At 44.1% G+C, this 25824-nt stretch carries 22 protein-coding genes and 2 pseudogenes; 3 read left to right on the forward strand and 21 right to left on the reverse strand.

The window, feature by feature from the left end:
* From lon to FNY66_RS06095, 5 genes are all read right to left on the reverse strand, one after another.
* Positions 1-2322 (reverse strand): endopeptidase La, encoded by a 2322-nt coding sequence (lon, locus tag FNY66_RS06075; RefSeq protein WP_087151621.1) that lies wholly within the window; start codon positions 2320-2322, stop codon positions 1-3.
* Between the two features lie 118 nt (positions 2323-2440).
* Positions 2441-3712 (reverse strand): ATP-dependent Clp protease ATP-binding subunit ClpX, encoded by a 1272-nt coding sequence (gene clpX / locus FNY66_RS06080; RefSeq protein ID WP_087151622.1) that lies wholly within the window; start codon positions 3710-3712, stop codon positions 2441-2443.
* A gap of 24 nt (positions 3713-3736) precedes the next feature.
* Positions 3737-4318, reverse strand: a complete 582-nt coding sequence (gene clpP / locus FNY66_RS06085; RefSeq protein ID WP_087151623.1) for an ATP-dependent Clp endopeptidase proteolytic subunit ClpP — start codon at positions 4316-4318, stop codon at positions 3737-3739.
* An 81-nt stretch (positions 4319-4399) separates the two neighbouring features.
* Positions 4400-5689 carry a trigger factor gene (gene tig, locus FNY66_RS06090; protein ID WP_087151624.1) on the reverse strand — a complete coding sequence of 430 codons (1290 nt, stop codon included), beginning with the start codon at positions 5687-5689 and terminating at the stop codon, positions 4400-4402.
* 164 nt (positions 5690-5853) lie between these two features.
* Complete coding sequence (locus FNY66_RS06095) at positions 5854-6405, reverse strand: DJ-1 family glyoxalase III (protein WP_087151625.1); 552 nt, start codon at positions 6403-6405, stop codon at positions 5854-5856.
* A 181-nt stretch (positions 6406-6586) separates the two neighbouring features.
* Between FNY66_RS06095 and FNY66_RS06100 the strand changes: the two genes are divergently transcribed.
* Both FNY66_RS06100 and FNY66_RS06105 read left to right on the forward strand, forming a co-directional pair.
* Positions 6587-7036, forward strand: coding sequence for a CYTH domain-containing protein (locus FNY66_RS06100; protein WP_150310581.1), 450 nt, complete (start codon positions 6587-6589; stop codon positions 7034-7036).
* Positions 7037-7179: 143 nt separating this feature from the next.
* A complete protein-coding gene (locus FNY66_RS06105; RefSeq protein ID WP_150310582.1) occupies positions 7180-7554 on the forward strand; it encodes a helix-turn-helix transcriptional regulator in 375 nt (124 codons plus the stop codon).
* Positions 7555-8206: 652 nt separating this feature from the next.
* Here the strand turns inward: FNY66_RS06105 and FNY66_RS06110 are convergent.
* From FNY66_RS06110 to FNY66_RS06125, 4 genes are all read right to left on the reverse strand, one after another.
* On the reverse strand, positions 8207-9118 hold the full coding sequence (locus FNY66_RS06110) for a magnesium transporter CorA family protein (RefSeq protein WP_087151628.1): 912 nt from the start codon (positions 9116-9118) through the stop codon (positions 8207-8209).
* Positions 9119-9145: 27 nt separating this feature from the next.
* The gene (gene ppk1, locus FNY66_RS06115; protein WP_150310583.1) at positions 9146-11269 is read right to left on the reverse strand and encodes a polyphosphate kinase 1; all 2124 of its coding nucleotides are present in this window, start codon (positions 11267-11269) and stop codon (positions 9146-9148) included.
* A gap of 37 nt (positions 11270-11306) precedes the next feature.
* Complete coding sequence (locus FNY66_RS06120; RefSeq protein ID WP_087151630.1) at positions 11307-12680, reverse strand: PhoH family protein; 1374 nt, start codon at positions 12678-12680, stop codon at positions 11307-11309.
* A 168-nt stretch (positions 12681-12848) separates the two neighbouring features.
* Positions 12849-13985, reverse strand: a complete 1137-nt coding sequence (locus FNY66_RS06125) for an acyltransferase family protein (RefSeq protein ID WP_190324799.1) — start codon at positions 13983-13985, stop codon at positions 12849-12851.
* A gap of 313 nt (positions 13986-14298) precedes the next feature.
* Between FNY66_RS06125 and proB the strand changes: the two genes are divergently transcribed.
* Positions 14299-15102, forward strand: coding sequence for a glutamate 5-kinase (proB, locus tag FNY66_RS06130; RefSeq protein WP_087151632.1), 804 nt, complete (start codon positions 14299-14301; stop codon positions 15100-15102).
* A 21-nt stretch (positions 15103-15123) separates the two neighbouring features.
* Here the strand turns inward: proB and FNY66_RS06135 are convergent, their stop codons facing one another.
* From FNY66_RS06135 to FNY66_RS06190, 12 genes and pseudogenes are all read right to left on the reverse strand, one after another.
* On the reverse strand, positions 15124-15651 hold the full coding sequence (locus FNY66_RS06135) for a methylated-DNA--[protein]-cysteine S-methyltransferase (protein ID WP_087151633.1): 528 nt from the start codon (positions 15649-15651) through the stop codon (positions 15124-15126).
* A gap of 15 nt (positions 15652-15666) precedes the next feature.
* Positions 15667-15912, reverse strand: coding sequence for an alpha/beta fold hydrolase (locus tag FNY66_RS06140; RefSeq protein ID WP_150310585.1), 246 nt, complete (start codon positions 15910-15912; stop codon positions 15667-15669).
* Positions 15899-16675: a TOTE conflict system archaeo-eukaryotic primase domain-containing protein gene (locus tag FNY66_RS06145; protein WP_150310586.1), complete on the reverse strand. Its 777-nt coding sequence runs from the start codon at positions 16673-16675 to the stop codon at positions 15899-15901. Before FNY66_RS06145 ends, FNY66_RS06140 begins: the two co-directional genes overlap by 14 nt.
* 168 nt (positions 16676-16843) lie before the next feature.
* The gene (locus FNY66_RS06150) at positions 16844-17521 is read right to left on the reverse strand and encodes a nucleotidyl transferase AbiEii/AbiGii toxin family protein (protein ID WP_150310587.1); all 678 of its coding nucleotides are present in this window, start codon (positions 17519-17521) and stop codon (positions 16844-16846) included.
* Positions 17508-18062, reverse strand: coding sequence for a DUF6088 family protein (locus FNY66_RS06155; RefSeq protein ID WP_267872925.1), 555 nt, complete (start codon positions 18060-18062; stop codon positions 17508-17510). The genes FNY66_RS06150 and FNY66_RS06155 overlap by 14 nt, the downstream gene beginning before the upstream one ends.
* Positions 18063-18124: 62 nt before the next feature.
* Entirely contained in the window at positions 18125-18550 is a 426-nt protein-coding gene (locus FNY66_RS06160) for a DUF6262 family protein (RefSeq protein ID WP_330581280.1), read from the reverse strand.
* Positions 18483-18647: pseudogene (locus FNY66_RS16120) on the reverse strand (tyrosine-type recombinase/integrase); the annotation flags it as partial. The gene FNY66_RS06160 and the pseudogene FNY66_RS16120, both read right to left, overlap by 68 nt.
* Before the next feature lie 157 nt (positions 18648-18804).
* Complete coding sequence (locus FNY66_RS06170; RefSeq protein ID WP_087151637.1) at positions 18805-19617, reverse strand: HAD-IIA family hydrolase; 813 nt, start codon at positions 19615-19617, stop codon at positions 18805-18807.
* Positions 19618-19773: 156 nt separating this feature from the next.
* Positions 19774-20574: a helix-turn-helix transcriptional regulator gene (locus FNY66_RS06175; protein WP_087151638.1), complete on the reverse strand. Its 801-nt coding sequence runs from the start codon at positions 20572-20574 to the stop codon at positions 19774-19776.
* 263 nt (positions 20575-20837) lie between these two features.
* Positions 20838-21023, reverse strand: a pseudogene (locus tag FNY66_RS06180) (UDP-glucose--hexose-1-phosphate uridylyltransferase); the annotation flags it as partial.
* Between the two features lie 136 nt (positions 21024-21159).
* Entirely contained in the window at positions 21160-22557 is a 1398-nt protein-coding gene (locus FNY66_RS06185; protein WP_150310588.1) for an MFS transporter, read from the reverse strand.
* A gap of 170 nt (positions 22558-22727) precedes the next feature.
* On the reverse strand, positions 22728-25766 hold the full coding sequence (locus FNY66_RS06190) for a glycoside hydrolase family 2 TIM barrel-domain containing protein (protein ID WP_087152593.1): 3039 nt from the start codon (positions 25764-25766) through the stop codon (positions 22728-22730).
* Positions 25767-25824 lie beyond the last annotated feature (58 nt).

Consider the following 25824-nt stretch of genomic DNA (forward strand, 5'->3'; position numbering starts at 1 on the left):
TTATTCTCCTGTCAGCGCTCTTTCCAGCACTTCATCCATATTCTCTACCGGTATGATCTCCAGACCCTTGGTGATCTCGGAAGAGAGTTCCTCCACGTCCGCCACATTTTCTTTCGGCACGAGCACGGTCCTGATTCCGGCGCTCTTAGCCGCGAGCAGTTTCTCTTTGAGTCCTCCGATCGGAAGCACCCTGCCGCGCAGCGTGATCTCTCCTGTCATGGCCAGGTCTGCCCTGACTTTCTTGTCCGTCACCGCCGAGAGCATAGCCGTCGCCATTGTGATGCCGGCGGACGGACCGTCTTTTGGTACTGCTCCCTCTGGGATATGAACATGTAAGTCGTGTTTTTCAAAGAAATCTTCGGCAATGCCGTATTTCCCGCTGACCGAACGGATATAGCTGATACCCGCTCTGGCGGATTCTTTCATCACATCCCCGAGCTGGCCTGTCAGCATCAGTTCTCCATTTCCCGGCATTACATTGACCTCGATCTGCAGTGTATCGCCGCCGACGCTTGTCCATGCCAGACCTCTTACGATACCGACTTCCGGAGCGGTATTCGCCATCTGGTATGTATATTTCTCTTTTCCGAGGAATTTCTGGATATTACGGTCTGTTACATTGATCTTCTTCCGCTCTGTCGTGAGGATCTCTTTTGCAGCTTTTCTGCAGACATTTCCTATTTCACGCTCGAGCTGCCGCACTCCAGCCTCTTTCGTGTAATTGCGGGCCATCTTCCAGATCGCATGTCTGCTGAAAGTAAGCTGTTCCGGTGTAAGACCATGCTTCTCAAGCTGTTTCGGAATCAGATGCTCCTGCGCGATATGCAGCTTTTCATTCTCTGTGTAGCTGCTGATCTCGATCACTTCCATACGGTCGAGGAGCGGTCTGGGGATTGTCTGCAGTGTATTCGCCGTCGTGATGAACATTACTTCAGACAGATCAAGAGGGACTTCGAGATAATGGTCACGGAACTTGCTGTTCTGTTCGCTGTCAAGTACTTCCAGGAGCGCTGAAAATGTATCTCCTTTATAGTCTGTGCTGACTTTATCGATTTCATCCAGAAGCATGACCGGATTTTTCACTCCGGCAGTCCTGATTCCGTTTGCAATACGTCCCGGCATAGCTCCTACATAAGTCTTTCTGTGTCCCCGGATCTCCGCCTCATCACGTACGCCTCCGAGAGAGATGCGGACATACGGCTTCTTCATTGCCCGCGCCAGTGATTTTGCGATAGAAGTCTTTCCTGTTCCGGGCGGTCCCGCAAGACAGAGAATAGGGCTGTCACCTTTCTTTGTCAGCGTGCGCACCGCAAGGAACTCCAGGATACGCTCCTTGACCTGTTCCAGACCGTAATGGTCCTCATCCAGCACCTGCTTTGCATACTCTATGTCATTATTATCCTTAGCAGCCTTATCCCATGGCATCTCCAGAAGTGTCTCGATATAAGTACGGATAACCCCGTTCTCCGCCGGAGAATTCAGCGAACTCTTGAAACGGTTGATCTCCTTTTGCAGCTTCTCTTTGACTTCTTTCGGAGCTTTTAGTTTTTTCAGACTGTTCTCAAACTCTTCTGCGTCTGATATGGTCGAATCTTCCCCAAGCTCTTCACGGATCAGTTTTAACTGTTCTCTTAAGATATATTCGCGCTGGTGTTTATCTACGCGTTCTTTGACCTTTTTCTGAATCTCTTCCTTGATATTCATGATCTGGACTTCATTGACCAGTTTGAAGCAGAGTCTCTCATACCGCTTCTGGAAATCCGTCTCATCCAGTATCTCCTGCTGATCCGTATAGTAAAGCGGGATATTGGCTGCGATCTCATCAACCAGTTTTTTAACCCCTTTGATATCGAGGAGCTGAGCCACGGATTCCTTTGACATCTTTCCGTTTTTGGCCGCATATTCGACCAGAATGTCTTTGAGTCCCCGCTCCATTGCCTCTGCGCCCGGGTCATCAGGTATCATCAGGTCAGCCTCATCGATAACCTCCACTTTTGCGCGGAGATACGGATCCTGATATTCAATCTCCTTCAGTCTGCCTCTCGTCTCACCAGCGACAAGCACCCTCACGATATGTTTCGGCAGCTTAATGATCTGCTTGATCGTTCCGACCGTGCCGACCTCATAGACGTCTCCCATGCCCGGATTTTCCGTATCGATGGATTTCTGTGCAGTCAGAAAGATTTTCTGTTCCTCTACCATTGCCTCCTGGACCGCTGCAATGGAGCGTTCCCTGCTCACATCAAAATGCACGACCATCTCCGGCATGATCGTCATTCCTCTGAGGGCTACCATGGGCAGACTCTTTATCTCGTTGTCCATTCCTTCTCCTCCTGTGTCAATGCATTCCTGTAATAAGACAAAAGGCGGGTACACATGGGAATATACCACTGCACCCGCCCACGGCTGTCTCTATACCGTATTATATCTTAGTGCATCATCATGCACTCTCTGATGTCAGAAATGATTTTCTCTCTTCCCCGTCACGTATATACAACGGCGTCCCCGTTCCAAGCACTGTATCCTTTGTAATGCGGCATTCCTTTATCGTCTCGTCCGAGGGTACCTGGAACATGGTATCCATCATGATCTTCTCCATGATAGCACGCAGTCCTCTTGCGCCCGTCTTCCGTTTCAGCGTTGTCTCCGCAATGGCTGTAAGAGCATCTCTGTCGAATTCCAGTTTCACTCCGTCCAGTTCCAGGAGCTTCTGATACTGTTTCACAATCGCGCTCTTCGGTTCCGTCAGGATCCGGATCAGAGCCTCTTTGTCCAGCAGATCCAGTGAAACTGTGACCGGGAGTCTTCCCACCAGTTCCGGGATCAGTCCGTACTTCACAAGATCCTGCGGAAGGACTTCATGAAGCAGGACGTCCATATCATACTCATGTTTCGTGGCAATCTCCGCATTAAAACCAATTGATTTTCTGTCGAGGCGTGTCTCAATGATCTTGTCGATCCCCTCAAATGCTCCTCCGCAGATGAACAAAATATTGGTCGTATCTATCTGGATCAGTTCCTGATGCGGATGCTTTCTTCCGCCCTGTGGAGGAACAGATGCCACGGTTCCTTCTATGATTTTAAGGAGAGCCTGCTGTACGCCTTCTCCGGAGACGTCTCTCGTAATAGAAGGATTTTCCGACTTTCTTGTAATTTTATCGATTTCATCGATATAAATGATGCCGTGCTCTGCCCTTTCAATATCTCCGTCCGCTGCCTGTATCACTTTCAGGAGGATATTCTCCACATCTTCTCCTACATATCCTGCCTCTGTCAAAGCAGTCGCATCAGCAATCGCAAACGGAACATTCAATATCTTAGCCAGTGTCTGCGCAAGCAGTGTCTTGCCGCAGCCAGTCGGTCCGAGCATCAGGATGTTGCTCTTCTGGAGCTCCACACCGAGATCCTGCTCAGCCATTATTCTTTTATAATGATTGTAAACTGCCACCGAGAGGACTTTCTTTGCCTCATCCTGCCCGATCACATAATCGTCAAGAAAAGCTTTCATCTCCTCCGGAGTCAGAAGATTAATATCATCAAATGCCCTGTCATCGCTGTAGTCCAGTTCTTCTTCAATGATTTCCGAACAAATACCGATACATTCGTCACAGATATATGTGCCGTTGGGTCCTGCAATCAGTTTTCTCACCTGAGCCTGCGTCTTATTGCAGAATGAGCATCTTACGATATCATCCATCATTTTCCCTGCCATATTCTTCACCTCATACTGCCTGTCTTAGTGATTTACGATCACTTCGTCGATCAGACCGTAAGCTTTTGCCTCTTCTGCAGACATAAAGTTATCACGTTCTGTATCTGCTTTGATCGTTTCAATATCCTGCCCTGTGTTTGCAGCAAGGATCTCGTTCAATTTCTGTTTTGTGCGGAGAATATGTTCCGCTGCGATCTGAATCTCTGTCGCCTGGCCCTGAGCGCCGCCTGACGGCTGGTGGATCATAATCTCTGCATTCGGCAGTGCAAATCTCTTGCCTTTCTTACCACCGGAAAGCAGGAATGCCCCCATGCTTGCAGCCATACCGATACATACAGTAGACACATCACACTTGATATACTGCATCGTGTCATAAATCGCCATTCCGGCGGTAACTGATCCTCCCGGGCTGTTAATATAGAGCTGGATATCCTTATCCGGATCATCAGCCTCAAGGAAGAGCAGCTGCGCCACTACGACACTCGCCGATACATCATTTACTTCCTCGCCGAGGAAGATGATCCTCTCTTTTAAAAGTCTTGAATAAATATCATAAGACCGCTCACCGCGGCTTGTCTGCTCAATGACATAAGGTACTAAACTCATAAATAAGCCTTCTTTCTGTGTTTTTATACTATATAAGAGCTGAAAGGTGCACCATGCGGCACACCTTTCCCTTCATACTGCTTAACCCTCTACTGCCGCGTCTGCAATGAGTGTCACTGCCTCCTGGACTGCAATGTCCTCTTTCATCTGTTTCTTCTCATTTTCACCCATGAATTCTTTGAGCTTGTCAACTTCCATCTGATAAGCATCTGCCATCTTCTGAAGTTCTTCATCCAGACGTTCATCTGACACTTCAATATTCTCTGCAGCCACGACTGCCTCCAGCACAAGTCTTGTGCGGATGCGCTTCTCAGCCTGCGGCTTAAACTCTTCCATCATTTTTTCTTCATTGAGACCTGTGAACTGGAAGTACTGTTCCAGGCTCATGCCCTGCTGCATGATGCGGCGTGCGAAATCATCTGCCATCTGTCTTGCCTGAAGGTCGATCATCGGCTCCGGTATATCGATTTCCGCATTGGCTACAGCCTGCTCTACAGACTGATCTTCTCTCTTCTGTTTTCCTTCATTTTCTTTGCGCTCTTTGATCTTAGCCTTAACTTCAGCCTTGTAATCATCTACAGTCTCGCTCTTATCGGAAACATCGGATACGAACTCGTCATCCAGCTCCGGAATCTCTTTCGCTTTGATCTCATGAACTGTGCATTTAAATACAGCAGCTTTTCCTGCAAGATCTTTTGCCTGATAATCCTCCGGGAATGTTACGTTAACTTCCACTTCTTTACCGATCTCGGCTCCGATAAGCTGATCCTCAAATCCCGGAATGAAAGAACCTGATCCGATCGTCAGCGGATATTTTTCGCCTTTTCCGCCTTCAAAAGCCTCGCCGTCAACAAAGCCCTCAAAATCAAGGATAACCTGGTCTTTGTCCTGAACGGCCCTGTCTGTCACTTCTATTGTTCTTGCACTGCGCTCCAGCTCTTTCTGGATTTCCTCGTCAACTTCTTTCTGTGTAACTCTTGTAGAAACTTTATCCACTTTCAGACCTTTATATTCGCCAAGCGTTACTTCCGGTTTCACTGCAACCTCTGCTGTGAAGATGAAAGGTTTGCCTTTCTCAAGCTGTGTGATATCCACTTTTGGCTGGGATACGATTTCAAGCTCGCATTCATCGTAAGCTTTTCCGTATGCCTCTGATATCATATGATTTGCAGCCTCATCATAGAACACTTCCGGACCGTACATCTTTTCGATCATCTGACGCGGTACTTTGCCCTTACGAAATCCCGGAAGGCTGATCTTGCTGCGTTCTTTCAAGTATGCTGCCTGAAGTGCTTTCTCCACATCCTCCGCCGGCACCTCGATCGTCAGTTTCGCCATATTATGTTCTAATTTTTCTACCTGTAAACTCATTTTCTTCCTCCTTGCATGCGCAAAGTTCTAATTACCCTGTTCTTCAATAAATTCTGTCCCGGGGCATACCTTTGCAGTCATTAAAGTAGTATAGCACATAAAACCGCATATTTCCAGTGTTTTTTCCTGAACTGTTGCCTTTAACTTCTCGGCAGCTATGTTCCTTATACTTCATATACAATTGATGCCTTTACTTCTTCCGCTTTTTCCTCTCCGCAGAGAATGGCAGTCAGTTCAAGCGCAAACGGAATAGCCGCTCCCATTCCGCGCCCCGTTGTAATATTACCGTCCGTGACTTTCGGTGCTTTGAGCACTTCTGCGCAGTCAAGCCCTTCCTCAAAGGACGGATACGCACACGCCTTTTTTCCCTTCAGCAGTCCGAGTTCACTCAGTATGCTCGGCGCCGCGCAGATTGCCGCAAGATGCTTTCCGGCCTTATCAAATCCAATAAGCTGTCCTCTGAGCCCCTCGTGTGCTTTCAGATTAAGCGTTCCCGGCATCCCGCCTGGAAGCACGAGCATATCTGCTCCGGCAATATCGGCTTCTTCAAACAGTTTGTCTGCTTCTACAAGAATCTCATGAGCCCCGTGGATCTGCTTTGTTCCCATCACCGATACCGTCTCAGTCTCAACGCCGGCCCGGCGCAGAATATCTACCACGGTCAGGCCCTCGATCTCCTCAAATCCGTCTGCAAGAAATACACACACTTTCTTCATTTTTGAATTACCTCCTACCGTCGAATATACTGTATTGCTGTTTTTCATTATATCGAATGTTTTATGCAGTTACAAGCAATTGATTTTTATCACTGAAACAGCTCCTTTTCTGTGCAAGGGTATACTTTTTCTGCATAAACCTTTATACTGATAAAAACAATTGTTTTCAGGAGGAAAGCTTATGGAAATCGAACGCAAATTTCTGCCGCTTATGGATCAGCTCCCATTTTGTCCGGAAGACTATCCGTGCCGTCAGATTGAGCAGGGTTATCTCTGCACTGAACCTGTCGTGCGTATCCGAAAGGATAACGACGATTATTTTCTGACCTATAAATCCAAAGGACTTATGGTCCGTGAAGAATATAATCTGCCGCTCACTGCAGACAGCTATGCACACCTGCGCGCCAAGGCAGACGGACGGATCATCACGAAAAAAAGATATGTAATTCCGCTTGAGAATAATCTGAAACTTGAACTTGATATATTTGAAGGCGATCTCGCACCGCTCGTCATCGCTGAGATTGAATTTCCCGATGAGGAAACCGCCTGTGCCTACTGTCCTCCGGAATGGCTCGGAAAAGACGTTACGCACTCATCCCTGTATCACAACAGCACATTGAGCCGTTCCTGATTATTACTCCAAGCCGGCAAGCCAGCAACGTTTTGTTGCTATTTTATGCAATTCCTCATTATGTTGCATAACCTCTTATTTACAGGAAATATTGATATAATTGATGAAGAATTTTGTAGTTTCCTGTAAATGGAGGTGTTTTCGTGTCAAATATCCAACTTGCGGCTAATCTGCTCCGTCTCAGAACAGATCACGAGTATACGCAGACACAGATCGGCGCAAAACTGAATATCTCACGACAGGCATATTCCAATTACGAGACAGGAAAACGGATTCCTGACCTGGATATCCTGATCAGGATTGCTGATCTGTATCATGTCACGCTTGAACAGCTTATCCTTCAGCCGTGCACCGGCGCAGGAGTTGTTAACGAGAATACCGGTCCGTATTATATTGGTATGGAAGTAGAAAGCGCTGATACGATATATCTCTCAAAAGAAGAGGTAGAACTTCTGTCGCATTACAGAAACGCAGATGAAGATGACAGAAAACTGACACGGAAAGTGCTGAAGATGTGAATTCATGTTTGTTTAAAGGAAGGACGCTGCAACAGTAAGAATAAATATCAGACTCGAACAAAGTACGCAGAAAAAGAGGATCCTGCAACACTGTGCCGACCCGCTTTGCCTCATCCCCTCGAATCCATGTAACGCGGGATCCTTTTTTTCCGCTGTCTCATCCGGTCGGTAGTCTTTTCTTCCGCCGCAGCGTCATCCTTCAACAAACACTCATGCAAACCGGAAGAGATCGTAACTTAGTCGACAAAGTTCACCATTTCGACCAGTTTTAGTTTAAACTTCGTGATTGCCGGGGAGATACTTCCGATTGGATGAATGCAGAAAATCAAGCGGATACAGCCTCTTTGATGAACCTTTCGGGACGGGCGGGGATAGGATGCTGACGGTGACTGTGGAAGGGAATTAGAGATAGTTAAAGCCCGTGGTGCGGCGTTAATCCGGGAAAGGATGTTGTCTGAACGAAGTGAGTTCTTCCTTTTCCGGATTGCTTTTAGCCGTATCACGGGCTTATTACTATCTCTTATACCCTGTAACCGGAACCGGAAGCATCCTATCCCCGCCTGTCCCGATAACGTGGATCAACATATTGTGTCCGATTGATTTTCGGATGTTTCATGTTTTATCGCAAAGTATCTCGCCGACAAACACGAATTTACAAAATATGCTTCTTCTTGAAGATGATGATACATCCGACGATGACAACTATACTCAGCACCACGACAAACGGGAATCCGTCTTCGAGCCCCGGCATGTCTTTGAAGTTCATCCCGTACCATCCCGTGATCAATGTCAGCGGAAAGAAGATGGTGGATATCACGGTCAGGAACTGCATGTTACTGTTCTGTTTTGCGTCAATCTGAGCCTGATACGCCTCCTTTACCTGCTGGGCATATTCGAGCAGATGACTCGTCCGGCTCATGAGCCGGTCCGCCCGGTCAGTCAGCGTTCCGAAGTATTTCAGGTGTTTCTTTAAGAAGAAGCCGTTTTCGTTCTCCTCAAGTTCTTTCGTCAAGTCCATGATCTCATCATAATAACTGCGGAGATTTAACAGCTCACGCCGCAGCGGCATCAGCTTTGTCTGAAAATTGGCAGTATGCTCCTGGCTGACGTCTTCTTCCATCCGCAGGAGTCTTCGCTCGTATGCCACGAGCATCTCCAGATCCCGGCTTATAAACTCAGAAATATAATTGTACAGAAAACGCTCTTTCGTCTCTCCCTGATGCGTCTTCTTCTGCTGGATACGCCGGATGAGCCGCTCAGAGAAATCCTCATCGTCCACGATTACTACATTACTGCGGTTGACGAAGAAATACATCCGATATCTGCTCCCCAGTACATCCAGCAGCTTGGGGATGCAGAGAGTTCCGACCACACAGTCCTGCTGGTTCTCTAACCTGCAGAATCCGATCTTTGCCACCTGGATTTCATTTTCGTAGATGATCCCCGCCTTTGCAAGCGTCTCATCTGCATGGCGGGAATCTGTTACAAAGACGGCCGGCACCTGATCTGTCTCCCATTCTTCCGTTGTCACCGGAACAAGCTGTTCCCCAAATTTGTAAATCATCTTATCACCTGCCGCTTCTTTTTGTCGCTACACTTCGTTGGCTCCCTCCGGCGTCTGACCTGCATTTCGCTGTGCAGCTTTGTCATAAGCCTCCTGATAAAGAGCCTCCTGGGAATTGACCGGTTCTCCATCACATTTCACCAGAGTATAGACGCCTTCTGCATTTTCTTCTCTTGCCTTCTTATTATCGCTGAGCATCAGATCGAAAATGCCCTGGATGCGCGCCCGGATCGCCGGATCATAGACCGGTGATGCGACTTCTACACGCTTTACTGTATTTCTTGTCATAAAGTCAGCTGAAGAGATATAGTATTTTCTCCTCTCGCCGCACCCGAAAATATAGATTCTCGAATGTTCCAGAAAACGTCCGACAATACTTATTATGCGGATATTCTCGGTCTGGCCTTTTACTCCCGGGATCAGACAGCTTATTCCGCGGATGATCATGTCAATGTGTACACCTGCCTTGGACGCCTCCACAAGTTTATCGATGATCTTCTTATCTGTCAGGGAGTTGAGTTTCAGCCCGATATAGGCATCTTCTCCGTTCTTCCTGTGTTCGATCTCCTCGTCGATCATATCGATAATACGGTTCTGCAGACACTTCGGCGCCACTAGCAGATGCTCGGACTCCTCGACAGCTTCACCCTTTGTAAGTGCCTGGAATACCTTCGCCGCATCTGTACCAATCTGCTCATTTGCCGTCATGAGCGACAGGTCCGTATAGAGTCTGGCTGTCTTTTCATTGTAGTTTCCAGTTCCGATCTGCGTAATATATTCAATGCCGTCTTTGCCTTTTTTCGTGATCAGGCACAGTTTAGAATGTACTTTGAAGCCTTCCAGTCCGTAAATAATCTGGCACCCGGCCTTCTCGAGCATACGCGACCAGCGGATATTATTTTCCTCGTCAAAACGCGCCCTCAGCTCCACCAGGACAACGACCTCTTTTCCATTCTCCGCCGCCTCGCAGAGAGCCTCGACAATCTTGCTCTGTTTCGCCAGACGGTAGAGCGTCATCTTGATAGAAATGACATTGTCATCTTCTGCCGCCTCATTCAGCATGCGGAGGAAAGGACGGATTGACTCATACGGATAGGAGAGAAGTTTATCTTCCTGCTCGATCTGTTTTATGATACTCTCACCGTCACGGAAAGCTGCAGATTTCTGAGGCACCCTCCTTTCATAGAACAGCTCCGGATTCATACGCAGATGATCCTGTATCGCAAAGATAAATGAAAGATCCAGAGGTGCTTCGCTGCGGAACACCCTTTCCGGAGATACATCCAGATAACGGCACAGAGACTCCACGACGGAGCCATCGATCTCTCTCGACATATCGAGACGCACCGGAGAGAGCTTCTTTCTCTCCTTCATGAGATCCGCCATAAACTCGCGGTAATCCAAGTCTTCATCATACAGGGCATCCGCATCGATATCTGCATTTCTCACAACACGGATCAAAGATTTTCCAAGTACTTTATACCCTTTGAATACCTTGCCGATATAGTGAAGGATCAGATTTTCAGAAAGGATATATCTTCCCTGTCCGCCTGGAATTTCGATCAGACGCTCCACCATATTATTCGTACACGGAATAATACCGATTCTCTCTTTTCCGCTCCTTGTCTGGAGTACGACCACAGCATAGATCTCCTGATTTCTGAGAAACGGGAATGGCTGCCTCTTTCCTACGATCGTCGGTGAGCTTAAAGGCACGATTTCATGGTTAAAGTACTGCTCGAGAAATTTCTTTTCTTCTGATTTCGCAGTCGTAAAATCGATCAGCGTAATCCCATACTCTTTTACTTTATCCATCACATCCATATAAGCCGCGTCTTTTCTCTTATTGAGTTTCTTTACGCCTTTTAAGATCGCCTTGATCTGCTCCTCGGATGTCATATTCGTCTTATTATCCCGGATCTTTCTGTTCACCAACATCTGGTCCTGAAGAGATCCGACTCTGACCCGGAAGAATTCGTCCAGATTGCTCTGGTAGATTGACACAAAATTCATGCGCTCACAGAGCGGCACTTCCTTATTCTCCGCCTCCTCGAGTACTCTCTCATTAAATTTCAGCCAGGACAGTTCCCTGTTCATATAAATGTTTTCCATGTTCTCCTCCTTCGTAACTAACACGCTTAATTGTATCATACGCTTTTCTTTGTCAATAATCAACTTTTGTCTTCGTTTACAGCCTTCTTACTGCTTCCATCGCCAACGCTGACCGTTCACACTCTCCTGCAGTCATCGTAATCTGCCAGCATAGCGGGCTTCCTTTCATATGTTCGGACGCATAGCTCAGCCCGTTCGTCCTCTCATCGAGAAACGGGCGGTCGATCTGGTTCGGGTCGCCGAGCAGGATGATCTTCGTGTCTTTTCCCGCTCTGGTGATGATCCCCTTGATCTGATCCGGCGTCGTGTTCTGCGCCTCATCAATGATCAGATATGTTTTCACGATAGATCGTCCTCTTATGTAATTGAGCGCTTCTGCCTGGATGATGCCCCTGGCAAATATTTCTTCTACTTTTCCTTTCAGCTCTTCTTCATCCCGGTAGCGCTCCTCCTCGCTGGAATCGATGAGCTGCTCCAGGTTATCGATGACAGGCCGCATCAGAGGCGATATCTTCTCCTGCTCATCTCCCGGAAGGAATCCGATGTCGTCGTCGAACTGTGCATTGGGCCGGCAGATCAGGATTCTGCGATACTCGCCTGTAGGATGATTAAGAAGTTTTTCAAGTCCTACTGCCAGCGAGTAAAATGTCTTGCTTGTTCCGGCCATTCCTTTTACAATAACCAGAGGCGCCTTCTCCGCCGGCTGCATCAGTGCTTCCTGCAGGAAGTACTGACCTGTGTTCCTCGGAGTGATACCGTATGGCGCACTCTTTCTGTACTCCAGTTTGCGTATCACCCCTCCCGATACCCGACCGAGCTGCGTCTTCTTGGCCGACTGGTCCGCCTTTAAAACAACGAACTGATTTTCTGAAAGCTTAGGCACATAGTTTTCCCCGTCTTCTCCGAGCACATACGTCTGATCTGCAGGAACACCTTTTTTCTTAAAATCTTTGAAGATTTCTTCCGGAACATACAGTTCGCATCTGCCGCTGTACTGATTCTCATGTTCCAGCACCTGGTCTGTTGTAAAATCCTCCGCACAGATGCCGAGAATCTGGGCTTTGATGCGCAGCAGAATATCTTTAGTAACCAGGATGACCTGCTCGCCGCAGGACTGTGCCAGTCCGAGACACACCCTCAAAATCCTGTTATCAGCCGCTTCCTCCGCCAGGTCTCCCGGGAGCTTTACATCGACAAAATTCTTTTCTACACGGATCACGCCGCCGTTACCAAGCGGAACCCCTTTCAGGAGATCCCCTTTCTGCCGGATCTGTTCAAGACAGCGTATCACCCTGCGGGCATTCGCCCCGACCTCACCCTCAGCCTTCTTGAAATGATCCAGTTCCTCAAGGACCACCATCGGCAATACGACAGCATTGTCCTCGAAGCTTTCGATGGCATAAGGCGCCTGGAGCAGAATATTTGTATCGACTACATAAATCTTTACCATACAGTATCCTCTCAAGTCTGTTTTTCATTTTACACGAAGTCTATTTTATAATAAAGTTGCGGCAGATGGGATGATAAAAATGTTAAATATAAGTAAAGACGCCGGATACGTATGGTGGTCATACTGGTACGTATCCGGCATTTTTCTCCTTTCCTATTTGTTTTTTCATTAACGTGGGCCGTCTGCCCTGCCTTTTTCAATATGTTCTCTTTTCAAACAGTAATAGATATATGTGAATACTGCCGCTGCCGCGAAAGATATGACTGCGACACATAAAAACTGCACCAGCGTATTTGTCTCCAGAAGTCCCGTAACCCCGGCAGCTCCGGCAGCTCCTCTCAGGCCGATCCGGACTGCAGGATGAATGATATACACAAGCATGGATACATTCCTCGCCCATCCCGGAGCTTTTCCCGTAACTAACAGGAGCAGCCGGAACAGGAAATACATAACCGGGATGAGACACAGATACATGCTGTTATGACGCTGCAGATTATGACTATATGTAAAATATCCTTCAGCAAACATAAGAAGCAGACTCACACTCAGGCCGATAACGAGTCCTGTCATACCTTTATGCGTTTTCCGTTTTCCGTCTTCTCCTGTGTTGTCCCGCATCATCATACCCAGGGTCAGAAATACCGGTGCGTAAAACACTCCGTTTCTCGTATAACTACTGACAGTAAAAATCATTTTATACAGATGTTCAAGCACAGGTATCCGGTTTACAACCCCGTAATAGATGTCCCCGCCAGCCCCTATCACATAGAGCAGGACAGCAATGGCAAAGACCGCCTGCACGGAGAAGCGTTTCATCAGTGCCACGATAATAATACATCCGAGGATCACCGCAGGAAAATACCAGAGATGATAAAAACCGCCGTCAAAAATGATCATCTGGAGGAACCTGCCTGCACTTTTGGGCACAACTCCTGTATAAAAGTTGACCGGAAGATAGAAGACAAATGCCGCCGCATACAGAAATAATGCTTTCTTCATTGACCGGATCACTTTTTCATCCTCCGTACAGCCGCTCAGTTTCCATGCTCCCAGCATAAAGTATCCTGTCGTCATCAGGAAAAAGGGAACGGCCACCCGTCCCAGGCAATAAGTCAGGATAAAATCCAGATTTCCGCTGAGTCCGGCAAGCGGTGCTGTATGGATGGCGATCACCATAACCGATGCCAGCAGCCGGAAACCATCGATACCCGCATATACCACACTCTCTGTCTTATCCTTTCGCCTGGTATATATTCCTGTTCTTTGATGTTTCTGCTCTGTCATCCCATATCCGTTTTCTTCCATACTCTGACCCTCTCCCGCGTTCTTCGCCCTGTCCGGCAGTAATTTTGCATTCATTAGCAAATGGTATCAGTACAGAATTAATGATTTTTAACGGAAACCTGATGATTTAGTGTATAGAATTATTAAGATTTTATTTAGCGTCATTGCCGGCCGGCATATCCTGACAGGATCATTGTTCCGACAGGAGTGATATATGCTCTCACGCAGCTTCACGACTGAACTGTTGCTTGACAAAAGTTATATCTGTGTTACGATATCACAGTAAGTGCCCGCATACTGAGTACGGGCAGATCAGTTCTAAAGGAGTAAGACAATGGCACTTTATAATAACAGAATTGTAGTAAAAGTAGGAACTTCGACACTCACAAACGACTCGGGCAAGAGCGATCTTCGCGCTACCGACCGTCTCGTCTGCACACTGGCCGATATCCAGAACATGGGATATGAGGTCATTCTTGTTTCCTCGGGCGCCATCGCCGTTGGCAGGAACAAGCTGAACATGCAGGGACGAGCAGACAATAATACCATGCGTATGAAACAGGCCGCAGCAGCTGTCGGCCAGTGCAGCCTGATGTATCTGTACGACAAGTTTTTCGGGGATTATGATAAGACTGTGGCTCAGATTCTCTTAAACGCCGAAGATATCGAACAGGAAGAAAAGAAAGAAAACCTGACAAACACATTTAATGCGCTTCTTGAAATGGGCGTAATTCCGATTGTAAATGAAAATGATTCCGTAAGCTATACCGAAATCGAATCCGAAGACAGGCTGTTCGGCGACAACGACATGCTCTCCTCAGTCGTAGCTGTCCTGTGCCGGGCAAAACGCCTTGTCATCTTATCTGACATCGACGGATTCTATGACAGCGATCCCCGTCTTCATCCAAACGCCAAACTCATAGAACAGATTGATGCCATTGATGAGAGCGTCTACTCTCTCGCTGGAGGAGCCGGCTCCAGAAGAGGTACCGGCGGTATGCGCACAAAACTCCAGGCCGCACAGCTTGCCACATCCAACGGGATCGATACGATCGTCACAAACGGAAAGCGCCCGGAGGTTCTTTATGACATCGTCAGGGGCGGAAAAGCGGGCACACTGTTCACTGGGAAATTGTAAGCTGACAATCCTCTCATACATTTAAATTCCAGAAATTGTAAGATCCGCTTTCTCCAGTGTGAGAAGGCGGATTTTTTTATCAACCCCGCCCGCATAACCGGTCATACTGCCGTCCGTACCGAGCACCCTGTGGCAGGGTACGATAATAGACACAGGGTTATGTCCCACCGCTCCTCCCACCGCCTGGGCCGACATTGACTCAATCCCTCTCCGAGACGCAATCTCGCGCGCAATTTCCTTATAGGTCGTCGTCCGCCCGTAGGGAATCTCTAAAAGAATCTCCCATACCGAATGACGGAACTCACTTCCCGTCAAATGCAGAGGCGGGGTAAAATCGGGCGCCTGGCCGTCAAAATAAAGATCCAGCCACTTTTTCGTCTGCTCCAGAACAGGCGGATTTTCTTTTGAATATTTGTATTTCATATCTCCTTTCAGTATCCCGCCGCCGAAATACTTCTGCCCGTCGAACCACAGACCGGTCAGCCCTTTCTCGTCACAGGCAAGCGTAATCCCGCCCAGCGGAGAATCATAGTGACAGATATCGTACATAAATTTTCTCTCCTTTTAACAATTTTTCAGAAATTTCTCTACAGCGTGGTTAAACTCTATGTAATTCTCCTTTGCGATAAAGTGTGTTCCACGCAGTATGCGGATCTGTGCATTCGGAAGACTCGCATAAATAAGCCTTGTATGTTCGTCCTTTATCATATCTTTATTTCCAGCGATGACAAGTTTTTTTATTCTGACGAAGTCCGGCTCTTTATTTTCAACCAACTCCTCCGGACGGATATTCGGATCATTTTCGCCCATTTAAAATAAGATGATCCACACGCTCCGGATATTTCAGCGCAAAGACAAGAGCAATATTCCCGCCGTCCGAAAAGCCCAGGATATGCGCTCCTTTTCCAGAACGAGAACGCTCTGTCAGGATATCCACTCCATAAATCCTGCAAATCTCGCGCAGAGCATTTACTTCTTCCCTCCAGAGTTCATCTGTATTGGCATAATCATCCCCATTCGTAGTATCATCATGATTGTCAAAATCAAATACAAGGAAATTGCAAGTCTCATCAGGCAGCATCGGGTAGACGCCTATCACGTCCGAACAGTCTTCTCTTGCACCTGTCAAATGCTGCATGATCACTTTGCCTGTAAGCTCTTTGTAATGCTGTTCCGGGCAGTCTGCACATTTTATTTTCTTTTTTTCATATTTCGGACAAATACCCGGCTTCCAGTAATTCCAGCACTGCGTATAATATCCTGTTTTCCCGGTCTTAGGATTCGGCTTTCCTGCTCTTTTACTGTATACATCTTTCCGTCCTTTGAAAAAAGAATAGAAATACTGGGCGTGCTTCTGAGTGATCGTTTCCGGGATGATAAATTGCTCCCTGACTGTTTCCGTTTCACTCATGACAGAATCCTTCTGCAGAGCAGCCGGTCTTTCCTTTTCCTGAATACCTTTTCCATAGGGAATACCTGCTTGGGACAAAAGTAACTGAAGGCGCTTAATTTCTTCATTTAATAAACATATTTCTTCTCTCTGTTCCTGAATGATCTTATCTTTATTATCCATATTTTTGGCTGTTTGATTTCTAAAAAGAAATGTTCTGTATAATTTTTCTCATATTCTTGATGGTATCCTCATAAGACACAAAATCTTCTGTAAAGTAGCTTGTAATAGCTTGATAATCTTCTTCATAAAAAGAGTTGTCACAAAACTCCGTAATGACGTCAGACACATCTACTCCTTCCTTTGCAGACGGACATATCGACATTTCAGCCCGATGCTCCCGGATCTCTTTGATTTTCCCTGTATATAATAATCACAAAGCGCAAAAATCTTGTCAATATACGTTCTTTCAAGGGACTGTAGATTCATTGAAAATCTGTCAAGGAAAAATTGTTCTGCAAGATCTTTTCTATTGTGATTTTCCAGATAATCTCCAATATAATTATGTATCTCTACTGACTGTGTCGGAAATGCATATGACCCCAATGCAGTTTCCAGCTTTATATACTGCGGCAGTCTTTCATCTTCCAGTTCAAATACAGAAGTATATGAAAAAAAATAAACGTTATAGTCCCTGTCGCTCTGGGTTTCATTCCAGTTTGCAATCGGCATTTCCAGTTCTTCGCTTATTCCTTTTAAAACAACATTCTTAAGTTTTTTCCTTCTGCTCTCTCCTATATGCTCTTTGAAAGTAATATCAATATCTTCTGAAAAACGATTGATTACGTGATATCCTTTGGATAAAGATGTTCCCCCTTTAAAAACACACAGATCGAGCTGCTCTGCCAATAATTTCAGAATCAGTGTAACATAGTAATCCTTTTCTACTACTATAGGTGTTCTTCCACTTTGCTCAGCAGTCTGTTCCACCACGTCCTTAAACATTTCCCTATCCTTATGAAGATACATACTCTACCTCCGTTTCATATATTGCTTTATATACCTTAATCGGATAATTTGCAATAATCATATCAATCTTTTTCTTTGTAATAGCATTTTTCCTGGCAAATTCTGTCAAAATCTTTCCGCATTTTTCCGGTTCTAGCTCTGTGCATTTTTCAATATCCTTCAAACAGTCAAGAAACTGCAGCACCGGCGCATTTTCTTCCGTCACTTCCACCACTGGTCTTCTGATAATGTATTGCCTGTTTTTAATCGTCATTTTCCTTACCAATGCCGGAGCAAAATTGCTGCTTATCTCCTGAGTAAACGGAACCTGCGTGGATAATCCCATGCGGTTTGCCAGTGTATAACCGGAATAGTACCCCACCCGCTTTCCCCTGCGCATGATATACTTATGAACAGCTACTGTATCCGGGGACAAAGACATCCGCTCACCGAAAATATCCGTTTTAGGGAAATAGTATACTCCCGGTTCAAATCGGCATATGGTTCCACTGTCAGCAAGTTTTTTTAAATGATGCATTATGATTTTCTCTCCATAATACACCTTTACAAAAAGAAGTATACTCTCCGATAGTAACCATCGGTCAATATTTTTTTACCTGTTTCCTATAAATTTTTTATAAAATTCAAATCCTGTTTCCGTAATGCTTTCTGCAGTTTTTCATTCGCTTTTTTCAGTTCTCTGTTTTCTCTGGTCAGAGCTGTTACTTTCTGGTTCAGCAGTTCAATTTGTTTTTCCATCGCCATGTTCAGGTTTTCTCTTCTTGGATCAATCATCCCTGCCTGTTGCTCTATCGCCTCGTTCATCGTATCCCGGACAATTGGATTTTTATAGAAGAATCCTCTGGACAGTCCGGTTTTCTTCATCAGTTTCGGAACGCTGATACGTTCTTTATTTGATATCATGTCTTGTATTGTACGTTGTGCCAGTTCAATTTTTTCTTTACTTTTTTTCTGATTTTCTTCAATCATCTTGTCGTATTTGTTCATATTCTTCACCCCATCCAGCCAGACTCTTATAAATAATATCACTCATCATCTGCCGTACTTCTCTGGTTTCATCTGCCATTTGCTGATTGCTCATTTTGCGATAATGCTTTACACTCGATACTCTCTTATGTCCGAGAATCATTCATTTTATAGACTCTTCTAAAAACATTGGAATGAGGTAATTCAAAAAAATTTATTGAAAAAGACAGTGAAATCACTGCCTTTTTTCTCATTCAATAGGTTAATTTTGTTTAAATTCTCCCCACACGTATTTTAACTTGCTTCTAACAAATTTATTACTCTGCTTTTGCCTTTGCCATCGTAGCAATATCTCCCACACCATTTAAAACCAAAGTTGGACGATATGCATAAGTTTTAAGTGTATCTTTCGTTGAGCATCCTGAGAGAACCAATACAGTAGACATACCACTTTCCATACCTGAAATCACATCTGTATCCATGCGGTCCCCAACCATTACTGCTTCTGCGGAATGACATCCAAGCATATTTAAACCTGTTCGCATCATCAATGGATTCGGTTTCCCACAGAAATATGCCTGTGTGCCTGTTGCCATTTCTATAGGTGCAACCAATGCACGACAAGCAGGAGCAATGCCGTTCTCAATCGGTCCGGAAACATCTGAGTTTGCTCCGATCAGCTTTGCACCTTTCAGAACCAAATTCGTTGCTTTTGTTAATGTATCCAATGAATAGGATCGTCCCTCTCCCACAACAACATAATCCGGATTCACATCATTCATTGTGATACCTACATCATAAAGTGCATTTAACAGACCGGCTTCTCCTATCACAAATGCTGAACATCCTGCCGCCTGTTCTTTTAAAAAAGCTGCTGTTGCCAATGCACTGGTATAAAAATGTTCTTCCGACACATCAAGTCCCATCCTTGCCAGTTTCTGATTTAATTCCCGTGGTGTATACCCGCTATTATTTGTCAAAAATAAGTATTCCTTCTTTTCATCATGTAACCACTGAATGAATTCTGGAACACCTGGCAATATCTGATTGCCATGATAAATCACACCATCCATATCGCAGATAAACCCTTTTTTCTCGTTAAAATCAATTATGGAATTTCCCATATTCATATATGCCCTGCCTTTCTTTTTCTTTAGAGTACGCCTTGTTCTTTTACTTCTGAAAAATCTATTTTCTACGACCATTGTAATATCGTATCATACGCACATAAAATCAAATACATAACGGCGTGAAATCAAAGTAAATTATTCTATCAGCAGAACCTTTTATGACAATATATCTTTTACACATGTACTCCGATAGTCACTAGGCGATATTTTATATCTTTCCTTAAATACCCGGTTAAATGTTCTCTGACTTTCAAAGCCACTATCCAGGCAAATATTTGTAATAGAATCACTCGTATTTTCCAAACGATGACATGCGTAGTTGAGCCTTGCATCGTTAAGATACTGGTTGAAATTCCTATGAAATGTTTTGGAAAAGAGTCTGGATAAGACATATTTGCTTACTCCAAGGTCTTTCGCCATCTCTTCCAGTGAAAGCTTCTTTTTGAAATTTGCTGATATATAGGAAACCGTCTGGTAAATAAGGTCATTGCTCCCCACATGGCTCTTCTCTACCAGATTCAGTTTTCCTATGCAGCGTGCCAACACAATTTGAAGATAAGCCTGTGCGACTGTAATATCCGACTGTTCTGTCTCTAAGATCGCATTGATAACCCTATATACCTCCGGCTCAACCTTTTCCGCTTTGATAACTGGATATTCAGGAGCCATGGACTGCATGATATCTGCAAATTTACCAATCGTAAAGGGCGATGCGATCAGATAAGTCGCTTTATTTACACCGGGTGTCAGTACCTGATAGTGATGAATAATATCCGGAAATACAAAGCCTATATCTCCTTTTTCCATATGGTAAAGTTCCTGTCCGACACCAAGCTCTAATGTTCCACTTGTTACACAAACAATCTCCAGTGCATTATGAAGATGTGGTTCAATATGTTTTGACTTTTTATTTACTGCTATGATCTCCTCTTTTGTGTCAACATATTTTAACTGCATGAAATACTCCCCTTTGCAACATTTGTCTATATCTTCTTTCGATTTGGCAAGCAATCCTTTTTCATCTATCCTATAATCAACTTGTAAACAAGGAAAGGAGGAATCGCAAATGAGCAATCTTAAAAAATATCTGAACGACCTTTTAGTATTCTACGCTGACTATTTTGAGCATCCATATCATGTATAAATACTAAAAGGACTATTTTGTGAAAACTGAATATTTTTTCTTAAGACCATTTCACAAAAATGAAGTGGTCCTTTTTTTATAAACTTTCAATAAATCTTTTGAATGCAGCTTTCCCTTCCTCTGTTCTCTTATAAACTCCTGCATCCTCCAGGACTTTCGTAAATACAATCCCAATTTCTTTCTGTACGATAGAATGAATATTACTGTCTGTAATCTCGTATTTTGGCATCCATTCCTCTGCCCAGTCAGCATGGGCAGCCATCCCGTTAAGCATTCCAATTGCTTCTTCTATATTCAAAATACTGTCCCCCACTCTTTTGCCTGTTTCATTGTTTCATAATATGTAAAAGCATTGTCTAATTGAAGATTCAATCAGACAATGCTTTTACCTTCAAATTTTACTCCATGTCTGATGCATCTGTTACTTCATCTGCAGTGATTCCTTTTTCTGCTTTCAGTTTCTTATTTGCACCTTCTACATTCATTCTTGAAAGTACAAACATAATCAATACATCAAAGATTAATGGAAGCCACAGATACATAAACTGCATCATATCAAGTGCGGACTGTGGCTGAGTTGCATTTGTTCCAACGTAACCACTGAAATCAAGCATCCATCCAACAACAGCCGTTCCAATACCTCCACCGATCTTTACACCAAGAGACGTACAAGAGTACATAGTTCCGTCAATTCTCTTTCCCTGTGTAAGATAAGTGTATTCAGAGCAGGATGCGATAACCGCATTCATATCTCCCTGCCATGGTCCCTGTCCTAATGCTGCAAGAGCCGTAAATGCCATCATCAGCGGAACGCTACCCATATATCCGGCAACAACAACAAGTGCTCTACCGATAACTGCTAAGATATAACCTCTTAAGTTCAGTTTGTACATACCTTTCCACTTACCAACTAAAGTTGGTGTGAAAATCAAAGCAATGATCAGTGGAATATTAACTGCCCATGCAAACTGTCCGAACAAGTTTTTGTTTTTCAGTACCCATGTCATGTAATAAATACCGGCTCCAATCATGGCACTGTATAACTGCTGTAAAATGTAAGTTCCACAGATCATCATGTAATATTTGTTTTTGATAAGAAGCTTAAATGCCTGTGCCATTCCGTACTTCTCATCCTCATTTTTTACTCCCCCTTCGTTAAGTTCCTCTTCTGGAAGTTCTTTAACAGAAAGAGCAGAAATTGTATTTACAATAAGACCAATAATTGCATAAATAATTGCTACAGTTCTCCATGCAGCTGCATCTCCACCACACTTATCTACAAATCCAACTGTAATTGCCTGAATCAGAAGGCTTGTTAAAAATGCAAAAATGAAACGGTATGATCCCATCTGCACACGTTCTTTGCTGTTCTTTGTGATGAGTGATGTAAGTGCTGAATATGCAATATTATTAGCTGTATAAAACACACCATTTAACAGTGTATAAGAAATAAAGAACCATGCATATTTAGCGGTTGTTCCCCAGCTGACTGGTACTGCAAAACAGCAGACTAATGTAATGGCACATCCAATATAGCCATATAACATCCAAGGCTTTGCTTTTCCCATTTTGCTGTGTGTTTTGTCGATCATTGATCCAAAGAATATATCTGTAAAACCATCAATTAATTTTGATACGGCAATCAGGGTACCTACGACACCAGCAGCAAGTCCTACTGAGTCTGTCAAATAGACCATCATAAAAGATGTCAGGAACGCATAGACTACATTACCTGCGATATCACCTGAACCATATCCAATTTTGTTATACCATTTTAAATACTTTTTTTCTTCCATAGAATTCTTTTGCTCCTCATATTCATCGCACTTAGAATCTCAAGATGCCTAACAGTATGATGCCTAATTCTAAATTTTTTTGCTTTGTTTTTGTCTGATTGTTCTGTATATCCGGACTTTACAAAACACCCAGACTCTCCTTCCTTGTTAACGGGTTACTTAAAACTTTATTATCCCTTTACATACGGAACCAGAGTAAACTGGAACCGGAATAATACATCATTAAATCGATACTGATCCAATACAACCGGACCACAACTGTTAGAACCTATTCCATTTAATGCATAGTCAACACAAAATATCACGCTGTCTGATTCTGTCAATTCATAATTATGCGTTTTCTTCTCAAGTTCTTCCTGTGTATAATAAGAAGCATTGAATGAAAATGCCTTTTCTGCGGATGCCACAATTCCATATTGGCTGTTGTTAAGCTCTACATATTCACAATCATAATGGCTTCCGTTTTCCTGTGGACGGATATAGTCCTCATGTAAATCCCCTACATTTGCCCGGTACAGACCGTGACTCGCTGCCTGATGTTTATCACGATAGCTCTCCTGTGGTCCCATTCCAAAGTATCTGGCATCTGAAAGTTTCTTATCCAAAAACATTCTCACTCCAAATCTCGGAAGATCCGGGAACTCTCCATCTTTTGTTACTGCTATATCTGCATCAATCTTTCCTGCAGCATCTATTTTCCATGTAATCGTCACATCAAGAATCTTCTGTACCGTCTCTGCCACAACGGAAGCATGGCTTGTAATCTTCACACCATGTTTTCCCTGTGCAACCTCTGTCGTATAGGCTCTTGTGTAAGCCTTATCATAGTGAGCTTTCTTCCATTCAGACTTGATGTACATATCGTTATCTGTTGGAGCTCTCCAAATATTCAACTCCATCGGATGATTCAGATATTCCCGTCCTGCAAATTTCATCTCTGTAAAGAGAGCCGTACGTCTGTCTATGGTGTAGGAAAATTCACGACCTTTGATATGAATCTGTGTATCATTTTCATTCACCTGTAATTCAGAGTTCGTTGCTGTTTTTTCCATCCATTTCTCTGCGAGCTGACATTTTGCATCTTTCTGACTTACCTCAATTTCATCAAATCCCAGAATGTGGTCTTCCTCTAACAGTGGCATTTCTTTTTTCAGATGGTAAATAAGTTTCAAATAGCATTTTCCGCTTTCTGGAACATTGACTTTCAGATTTGTCTTTCCTTCACTGTGTGGTGCCACAGACACTTCTGAAAGTTTACCTTTTCCGATTACAAGACCATCTTGCGTCAGTTCATAACTGATTTTTACATAATCATTCAGGTCATCAAAATCCATATAATTGTGAAGTACCAGCTCTCCACTTTCTTTATCATAAGAAACCACCCTTGCCGGACGATAGACATTCTTGTATTCCAAAAGTCCTGTGTGGGCAGTTCTGTCCGGATATACTAATCCATCCATGCAGAAATTGCCATCATGGATATCTTCGCCATGATCTCCTCCGTAGGCATAGATTGTCTTTCCATTCTCAGCAGTGCCATGATCAATCGCATGATCACACCATTCCCAGACGAAACCGCCGCACATTTTATCATTATCCTGTATCATCTGGAAGTAATCTTCAAAATCTCCAGGGCCATTTCCCATGCTGTGACAATATTCTACCAGAAGGAATGGTTTGCTTCCGTCCTTGTCCAGATATTCCTGAATCTCGGAAATTGCCGGGTACATACGGCTGTACACATCCAAGTTGCTGTAATCATATGTTTCATCATAATTACGGTATCTTGCACTCTCATATTGTGTGATACGGTCCGGATCAAATTTCTTTGTCCAAGCAAGTGCTTTTTCAAAGTTGCAACCATAAGCACTTTCATTTCCCATTGACCACATGACAATACAAAAACGGTTTTTATCACGTTCTACCATGAGTTTCACACGGTCAACGATAGCTGCTTCCCACGCCGGATCATCCGCAATTTTTTCATTCCACCGCTTGAATCGATTGTAATCCGTGTCTTCTTTTCTGTAGAGCATAAATGGTCCATGAGCTTCTATATCTGCTTCATCTATCACCATAAATCCATACTTGTCACACATTTCATAGAAAAATGGTGCATTCGGATAATGGCTGGAACGGATAGCGTTAAAATTGTGCTGCTTCATTAGCGTAAGATCTGTTGTAATCTGTTCCACACTAATTGTAAATCCAGTAACCGGATCGGAATCATGTCGATTGACACCACGGAATTTAATCTTCTGTCCGTTTAAGTAAATAACCTGATCTTTGATCTCTATCTTTCTGAGTGCGATATGATCTACAATTACTTCATTTTCTGTTTCAAGGATCAGTTTGTACAGGTATGGATTTTCTGTATTCCAAAGCTCCGGACTTGCAATCTCTAACACCGCTGTTCCTTCTTCGGTAATACTTCCTACTGCGACAACTGCTCCATTTTTATCTTCAATCGAAATTTTTACATTTGCCGGAGAGTAGAATTTCACATCAAGTTCTATCTTTGCAAGCATATCCTCAATCTTTGTTTTTATATGATAATCGCTGATTGCCTGCTCCGGACGTTTCAAAATGTACACATCCCGGAAAATTCCACTCATACGGAATTTGTCCTGATCTTCCAAGTAAGAACCGTCACACCACTTCATTACCAATACTGCTATGGTATTCTTTCCATCCTGAAGAAGGTCGGTAATATCAAACTCACTGGTCATATGAGAAACCTGGCTGTATCCCACATAAGAACCATTGACCCATACATAAAAGCAACTGTCTACTCCCTCAAAATTTAAAAATGCTTTTGGTGCATTTTCATCTTTATGATAGTCAAAAGTATGTGCATATGCTCCACACGGGATATCCTGTGGTACATACGGTGGATCAAATGGGAACGGATACCGGATGTTTGTATACTGGTGTGTGTCATATCCTGCCATCTGCCATACACTCGGAACCTGAATCTCGTCAAAGTTTTCTGTATCATAATCCTTCTCAAAAAAAGATTCCTGAATATCATAGATGCTGTTATAATACTGAAATTTCCAAGTTCCGTTTAATAACTGCATACGGTCTGATTCTTCCCTGTGTTCCACCAGGTTGTCCATTCTTTTGGATGCCGGAACATAATAGGCTCTGGCTGGCATTGTGTTTTCATGCAGTACACTTAAATCCTCATAATAACGTGGTACAATCATAAATAACTCTCCTTCAATACATATGCATTTTTTTATACGTTGTTCTCCCACAGCAAGT

Origin of the sequence: Mediterraneibacter catenae (genome assembly GCF_008691045.1) — a bacterium.
Classification (GTDB): Bacteria; Bacillota; Clostridia; order Lachnospirales; family Lachnospiraceae; genus Mediterraneibacter; species Mediterraneibacter ornithocaccae.